This window comes from Bradyrhizobium betae (genome assembly GCF_008932115.1).
Lineage (GTDB): Bacteria > Pseudomonadota > Alphaproteobacteria > Rhizobiales > Xanthobacteraceae > Bradyrhizobium > Bradyrhizobium betae.
Genome location: NZ_CP044543.1, coordinates 1,043,647 through 1,055,649 on the forward strand (window position 1 = coordinate 1,043,647; position 12,003 = coordinate 1,055,649).

Here is a 12,003-nt window from a genome sequence, read left to right on the forward strand (position 1 = left end):
CTCCTCCGTGCGCCGCAACAGGCAGCAGGGAACCAGCGCGAATGGCGCAAATCGAGCTTTCCGCAATCCGCAAATCCTTCGACGGTACCGACGTCCTGAAGGGCATCGATTTCCGGATCGAGGACGGCGAGTTCATCTCGCTGGTCGGTCCGTCCGGCTGCGGGAAATCGACCCTGCTGCGCATCATTGCCGGGCTGGAGCCACAGAATTCGGGCCAGATCCGCATCGACGGCGTCGCGGTGGACGGCATTCGCCCGAGCGCGCGCAACCTCGCGATGGTGTTCCAGTCCTACGCGCTCTATCCGCATTTGAGTACCTTCGACAACATCGCGGTGCCGTTGCGGATGCGGCGCCTCTCCACGATCGAACGGCTGCCGCTCCTGGGCGCGCTGCTGCCGAGCCGACGTGCCAAGGAACGGCTCATCAGTGCCGACATTGCCGGGATCGCCGAGCAACTCGACATCGCTCCGCTGCTGCGGCGCAAGCCGGGCCAATTGTCCGGCGGACAGCGGCAACGCGTCGCGGTCGGCCGCGCCATGGTGCGCGAGCCCCGGGCGTTCCTCTTCGATGAACCGCTCTCCAATCTCGACGCGAAACTGCGCGTCCACATGCGCGCAGAACTCGCTGAACTGCACCGCCGTCTCAAGGCAACGTTCGTCTACGTCACGCACGACCAGGCCGAGGCGATGACCATGTCGAGCCGGATCGCCGTCATGATGGCCGGTGAATTGATCCAGGCCGGGACGCCCGCGGAGATCTACAACGACCCCGACGATATTCGTGTGGCCGAATTCATCGGCAGTCCCAAGATCAACATTCTCCCCGGCCGGATCCGGAAGGACGGCGGCATCGACGTGCTGGGGACGGCCCTGAAGCTTGCGTGCGGTGCGACGGCCGGCGACTGCCGCGTCGGCGTACGTCCGGAGCGGATCGAGCTCGGCGCAGGGCCATTCTCCGGAACGGTCGTCCATCTGGAAAACCTCGGCGCGGAGGCATTCGTCCATCTCGCGGTCGAAGGCGCCGCCTTGCGCCTGATCGCGCGGCTCGCGGATGTCAGGCACATGCCTGTGATGGGCAGTCGTGCGGCCTTTGGCTTTGCCCCCGACGCAGTGCGGGTTTTCGATCCCGCCGGAAAGCGGATCGAGCTCAGGCTGGAGCAGAGCGAGCGCATCCGTGAGCACGCCCATGTCTGACGGCTCCATGACGATCGATGCGGCCATCGTCTCCGCCGATGCGCCAAGGCGCGCGCCGCAAGCTCACGGCAGCCGGCGTACCTACTCCGCCTACGCCCTGGTGACGCCGGCCGCAACACTCATGCTGGCCATGCTGCTTGGTCCGCTCGCCGGCGTGATCGCCCTCTCCTTCACCGACTATCAGCTCGGCGCGCCGCATTTCTCCTGGATCGGGCTGGCCAATTACCACGACCTGTTCGCCGACAGGGTATTCTGGATCGCGCTGCGCAACACGCTGACCTATGTCGTGATCGTGGTGCCCGGCGCCGTGATCGCGGGCCTTGTGATCGCGCTGCTGATCCAGAGCGGGACCAGCCTGCGCAGCTTCTATCGGACGATCTACTTTCTGCCAGTCATGGCGACCCTGATCGCCATGGCAGTGGTGTGGGAGTTCATGCTGCATCCGCAATTCGGCCTGGTGAACGGGCTGTTGCGCAGCGCGGGCCTGCCGGCCTTCGCCTGGCTGCAGGACCGCAGCACCGCCCTCTACGCGCTGTGCGCGATCGGCATCTGGCAGGCCGTCGGCTTCAACATGGTGCTGTTTCTCGCCGGCCTCGTCTCCATCCCCAAGCAGCTCTACGAAGCGGCCGAGATCGACGGCGCATCGAGCGGCTGGGCCCGCTTCCGCCTCGTGACCTGGCCGATGCTGGGGCCGGTCACGACCTTCGTCGTGGTGATCTCCGGCATCCGCTCCTTCCAGGTGTTCGACACCGTGCACGTGCTGACCAAGGGCGGCCCGTCGAAATCCACCGAGGTGCTGATCCACACCATGTACACGGAAGGCTTCGAGTTCTTCCGCTCCGGCTACGCTGCCGCGATCACCGTGGTTTTCCTGGTCTTCGTTCTCGCCCTCACGCTCGTCAAATCGAGGCTCGCCGATCGCGGCGTGCATTATACATGAGCCATTCGCATCCCATCCCGTACCGGGCGATACTCCGCCACGTCCTCCTGATCGCGGGTGCCGCGATCATGCTGGCGCCCTTCATCTGGATGATCTCGACCGCATCCAAGCCGCAGACCGAGGTCTTTTCCAGCGAGCTGCATCTGATCCCGCACCATTTCGCGCTGTGGGAGAACCTGCGCGAGGCCTTCGCCAAGTCCAATCTCCTGCGCTTCCTGATCAACGGCGTCATCGTCACGGTCTCGATCTTCGTGCTGCAGATCATGGTGGCGCTGCCGGCGGCCTACGCGCTGGCGAAACTTCGCTTCGTCGGCCGCGAGACGCTGTTCGCACTCGTGCTGTTCGGGATCCTGATTCCGCCGCAGGCGACCGCGATCCCGATCTTCCTGTTGCTGCACAAGCTCGGCCTGCTCGACAGCTATGCCGCGCTCGTCCTGCCTTTCACGATTTCCGTGTTCGGCATCTTCCTGATGCGCCAGTTCTTCAAGACCGTGCCGGACGATCTCGTCGATGCCGCGCGGATGGACGGCATCTCCGAGTTCGGCATCGTCTGGCGGGTGATGCTGCCGGCCGCGATCCCGGCCGTCACCGCCTTCGGCATCTTCTCGGTGGTCGCGCACTGGAACGACTATTTCTGGCCGCTGATCGTGCTCAACAGCGAGCAACTGCGTACCCCGCCGCTCGCCGTTGCGCATTTCCGCAACAACGAGGCCGGCACCAGCTATGGCCCGCTGATGGCCGCCGCGATGGTGATCATCTCGCCGCTCGTCATCGCGTTCCTCTTTGCCCAGCGCCGCTTCATCGAGGGCATCACCCTCACCGGCATCAAGTGACCGCGTTACCTCAACCAGGGAGACTATCCATGCTGAAGTCCTTCATCGCCGCCGCGGCTCTGTCGCTTGCGGCCGGCTCTGCGCTCGCGCAGACCCAAACCGAGATCGTGATGCAGTATCCTTATCCGGAGCTGTTCACCGAGACCCACAAGCGCATCGCCGACGAGTTCGCCAAGGTGCACCCGGAGATCAAGGTCACCATGCGTGCGCCTTATGAATCCTACGAGGACGCCACCCAGAAGGTGCTGCGTGAAGCGGTGACCAACCAGATGCCCGACGTGTCCTTCCAGGGGCTGAACCGCATCCGCGTCCTGGTCGACAAGAACATCCCGGCCGAACTCGGCGGCTACATCGCCGCCGAAAAGGATTTCGACAAGCAAGGCTTCCATCAGGCGATGTATGACATCGGCACCGCCGGCGGCAAGGTCTATGCCCTGCCCTTCGCAATCTCCCTGCCCATCGTCTACGTCAATCTCGATCTGGTGAAGCAGGCTGGCGGGGACATCAACAACCTGCCGAAGAGCTGGGACGAACTGATCGCGCTGGCCAAGAAGGTCAAGGCACTGGGCAACGACACCAACGGCGTCACCTATGCCTGGGACATCACAGGCAACTGGTTGTGGCAAGCGCCGGTGTTCGCGCGCGGCGGCACCATGCTCAACGCCGACGAGACCAAAGTCGCGTTCGACGGACCGGAGGGCAAGTTCGCGATCAACATGATCGCACGGCTCGTCAATGAAGGCGGCATGCCCAATCTCGACCAGCCCTCGATGCGCGCGGCGTTCGCGGCCGGCAAGACCGGCTTTCACATCACCTCGACCTCGGACCTCAACAAGGTCACGCAGATGATCGGCGGCAAGTTCGCGCTGAAGACGATACCGTTCCCCGACGTCGCCGCTTCCACCGGCCGGCTGCCGGCCGGCGGCAATGTCGTGCTGATCCTCGCCAAGGACAAGGCCAAGCGCGATGCCGCCTGGGAAGCGGTGAAGTTCTGGACCGGTGCCAAGGGCGCCGCGATCATGGCCGAGACCACCGGTTACATGCCGCCCAACAAGGTTGCCAACGAGGTCTATCTGAAGGACTTCTATGTCAAGAACCCCAACAACTTCACCGCCGTCGGCCAGCTCGCGCTGCTCACGAAATGGTACGCCTTCCCCGGCGACAACGGCCTGAAGATCACCGACGTGATCAAGGATCACTTGAACTCGATCATCTCCGGCGCCCGCGCGAAGGAACCCGATGCCGTCCTCGCCGACATGACGGCGGACGTGCAGAAACTGCTGCCGAAGACCACCGGCGCGGCGCGCTGAGCGTCCCGACATCCACTGGCACAGGGCGCCATCGGCGCCCTGTGCCTCCACAGCCGGAGATGACGATGAAGCTGCTTCATCTGAGCGACATTCACCTGACGGCACCGGGCGCCACCATCGGCGGCCGCGATCCACGCGCCAATTTCGAGCGGGCGCTTACGCATGCCCTGCGGGATCATCACGACGCCGGGTTGATGGTGATTACCGGCGACCTCTCGGATTGGGGCGATGTTGCCGACTATCAATGGCTCAAGCAGCGCCTCGATGAATATCCGCTGCCGGTCCGGCTTTGCATCGGCAACCACGACCGGCGCGCTGCCTTCCTGAGCGTCTTCCCCGATCTCGCCGATGAGAACGGCTTTGTCCAGGGCATCCACGATACAGCCGCCGGCCGCTGCCTGTTCCTCGACACCGCCCACCCGGAGACGCATGCCGGGCGCTATTGCGAAGATCGTCTTGGCTGGCTCGAGGCACGGCTTGCCGAGCACGATGGGCCGTTTCTGCTGTTCATGCACCATAACCCGATGCCGGTGCATCTCGCTCCCTTCGACCAGATTCGCCTGCTCGACGAAGCTCCGTTCCGGCAGCTCGTCGGCCGCCATCGGACAAAAATCCGCCACGTCTTCTTCGGCCATTGTCACCTGCCGCTCGCCGGCTCGGTTGCAGGGATCCCCGCCTCGTCGCTGCGTGGCACCAACCATGCGAGCTTTCCGCTGTTTTCCGAGACCATGCTGCTGAGCGCGTCCGACCTGCCGCAGGCCTATGGCGTCGTCTTCTTCGGGGACGACTACGTGACCGTGCATATGGTGGAATTCGGCTACGACGGTCCCATCCGCGTCGAAGGCTCGCCCGACTACCAGGCCTGGGACCGCGAAACCATGGTGCGATGATCGGCGCGCGCCGATCATCTGCTACTCCACCAACAACACGTCGACGGCGACGCCGAGCTTCTGCTTCCGCGAGCCGACGATGATGCCGTCGACCGGCGAGACGTCGGAAAAGTCGCGTGCGACCGCGAGCACGATATGGTCGTTTGCGACCAGGAGATCGTTGGTCGGATCGAAATCGATCCAGCCAAGCTCCGCCCCGCACCACAGCGACACCCAGGCGTGGGTGGCATCGGCGCCCTGCAGACGCTGCTGGCCCGCAGGCGGAATGGTGCGTAAGTATCCGCTGACATAGGCGGCGGGCAGACCGAGCCCGCGCAGGCCCGCGATCATCACATGGGCGAAATCCTGGCAGACGCCATGGCGCTTGTCGAACACCTCGTCGAGCGGCGTCGAGATCACCGTCGCCTTGGGGTCGTAGCGAAACTCGGTGCGGATGCGATGCATGAGATCTGCGGCGCCGGCGAGGATTCCCGCGCCGGGCGCAAAGCTCAAAGCGGCATAGGCGCTGACCGGACGCAGCACCGGCACCAGCGGACTGGCAAAGACATAGCCGACCGGCGAGGACGGCCCGAGACTGGTCGCCTCAAACGCGAGGTCGCGGATGCTCTCCCAGGCCGGGCTCGCGGCATCGCGCGCCGGCGGCTTGCGCGAGACCGACACGCGCGAGCGCGAGTCGATGCGCAGATTGCGATGCGCCGTCTCGATCACGATGCTCTCGGTCAGCGTGCCGAAGAAATCGCGGCGGACATGCCGCTCGGCGGGCCGCGGACGGATCTCGACACGGTGCGAGATCAGCTCCTGGCCGTCTCCGTTCTTCGGCTCCAGCCGCAGCGTGCAGCGAGCGAAGCTGACCGCGCTCTCATATTCGTAGGTGGTGACGTGCCGGATGTCGTAGATCACGCCAGCCCCGTCAGCTTTTCCGGCCGGCTGGCATTCGGGCCGTGCGGGAAGTAATGCAGCCCGATCGCCTCGGCGAGGCTGAGCAAATCCTGCTCCAGCGAGAACAGCGACTTGACCTCCAGCTTCTCGGCTTCGGCCGTGGTCAGCATCGCCTGCACCGCGAGCGCGAGCCGCTGCGGCCGCTCGATCAGGCCGTGCTCCTTCAGGCTCGGCAGCGCCGCGATGTGCTCGTTCAGGGTCGCCACCTGGAACGCCACCGACCGCGGATTGTAGCTATCGAGCACGGCGAGGTCGCGCACCGGGGCCAGGATCGGCGCCAGCAGATAGCGCGAGCGGTAGGTGATCTGGGAATCCACCAGCGTCAGCAGGATGTCGAGATCCTCGTCGCCGGCCTCGTCATAGGCGAACTGGCGCGCGAAGCGCGCGGTGTTGATGGCGCGCTCGGTGCGGCGGCCGACATCGAGGAAGCGCCAGCCGGCGGCGCGGTTCATGTTCTCCTGGGCAAGGCCGGCAAAGCTCGCGAGCTCCTGCAAGGTCAGCTCGGCCGCGCTCAGCACGCTGTCATCGTCCTCGACCTCGACGGCGAGCCGCTCGGCCATCTCGGTGATGACCTGCCAGGCATCGGGCGACAGCCGCTCGCGCAAGGAGGTCGCCGTGCGCTGCGCCGCGCGCACCAGCGACAACGCGGAGCCGAAACGATCGGCGTTCTGCAGCGCTTCGGCGGTGACGCGTCCCGGCGTCGCGCGCGAGGCTTGCGAGATCGCGCCCCAGGCCACCAGCAGGCGCTGGATGCGCTCTGCCGATTGCAGCGAGGCCGCGGTGCCCTTGCTTGGCCCGCTCGGCGAGCCCAGCGCCCGCACCAGCCGCAGCGTCGCTTCGGCGCGCTCGAGATAGCGGCCGAGCCAGAACAGGTTGTCGGCGGCGCGGCTCGGCAGCACGCCGGCGATGCGGCGGATGCGCACCTTGTCGGTCGCCGGCAGCAGCGTCGCGGTCGCGACCTTCTTCTCCGAGACGACCCAGACGTCGGCGGCGCGGGCACCGTCGCCCATCGACACCGCACGCGCATCGGCCTGCTCGGCGATCCGGCAGAAGCCGCCGGGCATGATGGCCCAGCCGTCGGGCGTCGCGGCCGCGAACACGCGCAGCACGAAGGGGCGCGGCGTGATCTGGCCATGCTCCCACACCGGCATGGTCGAAAGCCGCACCACCTCCTGGCCGACATAGTCCATACCGCGCCCGGTGATGGAATCGATCAGGCGCTGGCGTCCGCTTGCGTCGAGCTCGCTCGCGAGCACCGGACCGTTGCTGTCGAAACCGGGAACGCCGCGCCCGTAGGCGCCTTCGATCGCGACCTCGTCGAGCCGCGACAGCACCTCGTCGCGCGCGGTGCGCTGGCCGCACCACCAGGTCGCGATGTGCGGCATCTTCAGCTCTTCGCCGAGCAGGCGGCGGCTCAGCGCCGGCAGGAAACCGAGCATCGCGCGCGCCTCCAGCACGCCGGAGCCCGGCATGTTGGCGACGACGACGCCATCCTTGCGCAGCACGTCGATCAGACCGGGCACGCCGAGATGCGAGGACGCATCGAGCTCGAGCGGATCGAGCGAGTTGGAATCGACACGGCGGAGCAGAACGTCGAGCCGCTTCAGGCCGGCGACGGTGCGGATGTGAACGCGGTCGTCACTGACGGCGAGATCGTCGCCCTCGACCAGCAGAAAGCCGAGATAGCGCGCCAGCGTCGCATGCTCGAAATAGGTCTCGCTGAAGCTGCCCGGTGTGAGCACGCCGATCCGCGGCTCGTCGCGATCGGCGCGCGCGCGCAGGCTGTCGCGGAACGCCTCGAAGAACGGCGCGACGCGCGGCACGTTCATCGACTTGTAGAGATCGGAGAAGGCGCGCGAGAGCACCAGGCGGTTCTCCAGCGCGTAGCCCGCGCCCGACGGCGCCTGCGTGCGGTCGCCGAGCACCCACCAGCGGCCGTCGGGGCCGCGGCCGACGTCGGCGGCGTAGAGCGAAAGGTAGCGCCCGCCCGGCGGCGGCACGCCGCAGACCGGACGGAGATATTCGGGACTGCCGGCGATCGCGGCCGCCGGCAGCGCGCCTTCCGCGACCAGCCGGCCCTCGCCATAGATGTCGCGCAGGACGAGTTCGAGCAGCTCGGCGCGCTGGGTGATGCCGGCGGACAGCTGCTTCCAGTCGGCCTCGTCGATCAGCAGCGGCAGATGGCTGAGCGACCAGGGCCGGTCGGCGCCGTCGCCGGGGGCGCGGTAGGTGACGCCGGCCTCGCGGAGGTGGCGGTCGGCCATGCCGAACCGCCGCTCGATCTCGTCGGGCGCAAGCGCGCCGAAGGCGTCGAAAAAGCGGCCCCAGACCGCGCGCGGGGCGCCGTCGGGCCCCAAGAACTCGTCGGGGATGCCGGGCAGGCGGCGATAGTCGCGGACCCATTGCGCGAGGCGGCGCTGGCCTTCGCGCTGGCTCTCACGTTGTGTTGGCGCCTTACCCGCCCTGTCGTCCTCTTCGGCTGCGCCCTCGCCCATGCGCCTCTCCCTGCCCCGCCCTCATACTCATTGCAGGAGCGGGGTCCGCAAGTCGAGGGTCAGGGGAAACTCATTTGTGCGTTCCTCGGGCGGCGGCTGCATCGGGCCCGGCGTATGGCCGTGGTCCTGGAAGCGCGCCAGCCGCCGCGCCTCGGCCTCGTAGGTGTTGACCGGCTTGGTATCGTAGCTGCGCCCGCCGGGATGGGCGACGTGATAGACGCAGCCGCCGAGCGAGCGGCCGTTCCAGGTGTCGATCAGGTCGAAGGTCAGGGGCGCGTGAACGGGGATGGTCGGGTGCAGGCCGGAGGCCGGCTGCCAGGCCTTGAAGCGGACACCGGCCACGGCTTCCCCGGAGCGGCCGGTCGAGGTCATCGGCAGGCGGCGGCCGTTGCAGGTGACGATGTGGCGTCCCTCGACGAAGCCCTCTGCCTTGACCTGGAGCCGCTCGACCGAGCTGTCGACATAGCGCACCGTGCCGCCGGCCGAGCCCTCCTCGCCGAGCACATGCCAGGGCTCCAGCGCCTGCCGCAGCTCCAGCGTGACGCCGCCATGATGGATACGGCCGAAGGCGGGGAAACGGAATTCGAGCTGAGCCAGATACCATTCCGCCTCGAACGGGTAGCCGGACTGCTTCAGCTCGGACAGCACGTCCTGAAAATCTTCCCAGATGAAATGCGGCAGCATGTAGCGGTCATGCAGCGCCGTACCCCAGCGCACGAACTTGCCGGATTGCGGCTCGCGCCAGAATTTTGCGATCAGCGCGCGGATCAGCAGCTGCTGCGCCAGCGACATGCGCGGATCGGGCGGCATTTCGAGCGCGCGGAATTCGACGAGGCCGAGCCGCCCCGTGGTCCCATCCGGCGAATAGAGCTTGTCGATGCAGATCTCGGCGCGATGGGTGTTGCCGGTGATGTCGACGAGCAGGTGCCGGAACAGGCGGTCCACCAGCCAGAGCGGGGTCTGGTAGCCCGGCGGCGGCACGTGGGAGAGCGCGATCTCGAGCTCGTAGATGCTGTCGTGCCGGGCTTCGTCGATGCGCGGCGCCTGGCTGGTCGGGCCAATGAACAGGCCGGAGAAGAAGTAGGACAGCGACGGATGCCGCTGCCAGTACAGCACAAGGCTCTTGAGCAGGTCGGGACGGCGCAGGAACGGCGAGTGCTCCGGACTGGAGCCGCCGATCACGACATGATTGCCGCCGCCGGTGCCGGTGTGGCGGCCGTCGACCAGGAAGCGGTTGGCACCGAGTCGCACCTTGCCCGCGTCCTCATAGAGACCGGTGGTGATATCGACCGCGTCGCGCCAGCTCTTCGCCGGCTGGATGTTGATCTCGACGACGCCGGGATCGGGCGTCACCTTGATCACCTCGACGCGCGGATCGAACGGCGGCGGGTAACCCTCGACATGGACCTGGAGCTGCATCTCCTCGGCGGTGGCTTCGAGCGCCGCGATCATCTCGAGATAATCCTCGATGCGCTCGACCGGCGGCATGAAGGCGCAGAGCACGCCGTCGCGGACTTCGACGGACAGCGCGGTGCGGACCGGGATCGACGTGTTGAGCTGCTCGAGCGGAGCCCGCGGCGGCGCTTCCGGGCGCGCTTCGAGGGTGAACACCGGCAACTTGCCGCGCGGCTCCATCGGATCGCGCTCGACGATGTAGGGATATTGGTTGGGTGGAACGTAGCCGAGCGACCCGATCGGCAGGCGCAGGCCGAGAGGGGAATCGCCTGGCATCAGGAACAGATGATTGCGCCGCAATTGCCAGCGCTCGCTGCGCCAGCGCGGCGGCGCGTTCCAGCGCTGCACCGGCAGCACGAAGCCGCGCGGCGTGTTGAGGCCCTGCTCGAACACGCGCGCCATGCGCGCGCGATCCTCCGGATTGGCCAATTTGGAGTCGGACGGATCGACGTTGACGGGAAGCTCGGCCTCCTTCTGGAGCCAGAGCGCGGTGTCCTCATAGGCCGGCATGATGTAGCCGGGATCGAGCCCGAGCCGCAGTGCCGCGCCCTCCATGAAGGTCTCGGCGTCCTTTGCCTCGGCGCGGCGGGGCTGCTCGATTTTCGCGATGAGATCGGCGTTCTTCCAGATCGGCACGCCGTCCTTGCGCCAGTAGAGGCCGAAGGCCCAGCGCGGCAGGCTCTCGCCCGGATACCATTTGCCCTGGCCGTAGTGCAGAAGGCCGCCCGGCGCGAAGCGCGTGCGCAGGCGGCGGATCAGATCGTCGCCGAGCGCGCGCTTGGTCGGGCCGACCGCCTCCGTATTCCACTCCGCCGCTTCGAGATCGTCGACCGAGACGAAGGTCGGCTCGCCGCCCATCGTCAGCCGCACGTCATCGGCGGCGAGATCGCCGTCGACCTGCTCGCCGAGATCGTTGAGCCGGGCCCAGGCCTCGTCGGAGAACGGCTTGGTGATGCGCGGCGCCTCGCGGATGCGCTTGACGCTCATGTCGAAGGCGAACTCGACTTCGGCAAAGCCCGCGCCGCCGGAGATCGGCGCCGCCGAGCGATAATGCGGCGTGGCGGCGACCGGGATGTGCCCCTCGCCCGCGAGCATGCCCGAGGTCGCGTCGAACCCGATCCAGCCCGCGCCCGGCAGATAGACTTCGGCCCAGGCGTGCAGGTCGGTGAAGTCGTTCTCCACCTCCGGCGGTCCCTCGATCGGATCGATGTCGGGACGGATCTGGATCAGGTAGCCGGAGACGAAACGCGCGGCGAGACCGAGATGACGGAAGGTCTGGATCAAGAGCCAGGCGGAGTCGCGGCAGGATCCGGCGCAGGAGGTGAGCGTCTCCTCCGGCGTCTGCACGCCCGGCTCCATCCGGATGATGTAGCTGATCTTCTTCTGCAGCTCCCTGTTCACGTCGACCAGGAAATTGACCGTGTTCGGGGCTTCGTGCGGGATCGTGTCGAGGTATTTCGCGAACAGGCGATCGGGCTTGATGGTCTCCAGATACGGAGCCAGCTCCGTTTTCAAGTCCTTCGGATATTCGAACGGAAAACTGTCGGCGTAGGGCTCGACGAAAAAGTCGAACGGATTGACCACGGTCATCTGCGCCGTGAAATCGACCTCGAATTTCAGCTCCGTCGCTTTCTCCGGAAAGACGTAACGCGCCAGCCAGTTGCCTTGCGGATCCTGCTGCCAGTTCACGAAATGGTTGGCCGGAGTGACCTTGAGCGAATAGCTCAGGATCGGCGTGCGCGTGTGCGGCGCCGGCCGCAGCCGGATGGTCTGCGGACCGAGATCGATCGGGCGATCGTATTTGTAGTGGGTGACGTGGTGTAACGCGACGTGGATCGACACGGGATGCGATGCTCCAGCAGCTTTTTTGAGCAGAACACCTGAGGTCTGTGCGATCAAGCACTAACAACGGGCAGACCGTGCCTACGCAAGGTGCGGGCCGCCCGCT

Annotated in this window: 8 protein-coding genes; 5 read left to right on the top strand and 3 right to left on the bottom strand. The window is 66.6% G+C overall.

Annotated elements, in window-relative coordinates; all coding sequences use genetic code 11:
* Window positions 1–41 precede the first annotated feature (41 nt).
* The 5 genes from F8237_RS05155 to F8237_RS05175 all read left to right on the top strand — a co-directional run bounded on the left by F8237_RS05155 (window position 42) and on the right by F8237_RS05175 (window position 5,166).
* Window positions 42–1,193 (top strand): ABC transporter ATP-binding protein, encoded by a 1,152-nt coding sequence (locus F8237_RS05155; protein ID WP_151642705.1) that lies wholly within the window; start codon window positions 42–44, stop codon window positions 1,191–1,193.
* Window positions 1,186–2,133, top strand: a complete 948-nt coding sequence (locus F8237_RS05160) for a carbohydrate ABC transporter permease (RefSeq protein ID WP_151642706.1) — start codon at window positions 1,186–1,188, stop codon at window positions 2,131–2,133. The genes F8237_RS05155 and F8237_RS05160 overlap by 8 nt, the downstream gene beginning before the upstream one ends.
* The gene (locus tag F8237_RS05165) at window positions 2,130–2,966 is read left to right on the top strand and encodes a carbohydrate ABC transporter permease (protein WP_151642707.1); all 837 of its coding nucleotides are present in this window, start codon (window positions 2,130–2,132) and stop codon (window positions 2,964–2,966) included. Before F8237_RS05160 ends, F8237_RS05165 begins: the two co-directional genes overlap by 4 nt.
* A gap of 29 nt (window positions 2,967–2,995) precedes the next feature.
* Window positions 2,996–4,276, top strand: a complete 1,281-nt coding sequence (locus tag F8237_RS05170) for an ABC transporter substrate-binding protein (protein WP_151642708.1) — start codon at window positions 2,996–2,998, stop codon at window positions 4,274–4,276.
* Window positions 4,277–4,341: 65 nt separating this feature from the next.
* Window positions 4,342–5,166, top strand: coding sequence for a phosphodiesterase (locus tag F8237_RS05175; protein ID WP_151642709.1), 825 nt, complete (start codon window positions 4,342–4,344; stop codon window positions 5,164–5,166).
* Between the two features lie 21 nt (window positions 5,167–5,187).
* On the opposite strand, the gene F8237_RS05180 is transcribed toward F8237_RS05175, so the two are convergent.
* The 3 genes from F8237_RS05180 to F8237_RS05190 are packed head-to-tail and all read right to left on the bottom strand — an operon-like array spanning window position 5,188 to window position 11,897.
* On the bottom strand, window positions 5,188–6,066 hold the full coding sequence (locus tag F8237_RS05180; RefSeq protein WP_151642710.1) for a transglutaminase family protein: 879 nt from the start codon (window positions 6,064–6,066) through the stop codon (window positions 5,188–5,190).
* On the bottom strand, window positions 6,063–8,600 hold the full coding sequence (locus F8237_RS05185; RefSeq protein WP_151642711.1) for a circularly permuted type 2 ATP-grasp protein: 2,538 nt from the start codon (window positions 8,598–8,600) through the stop codon (window positions 6,063–6,065). Before F8237_RS05185 ends, F8237_RS05180 begins: the two co-directional genes overlap by 4 nt.
* A gap of 27 nt (window positions 8,601–8,627) precedes the next feature.
* Window positions 8,628–11,897 (bottom strand): transglutaminase family protein, encoded by a 3,270-nt coding sequence (locus tag F8237_RS05190; RefSeq protein ID WP_151642712.1) that lies wholly within the window; start codon window positions 11,895–11,897, stop codon window positions 8,628–8,630.
* Window positions 11,898–12,003 lie beyond the last annotated feature (106 nt).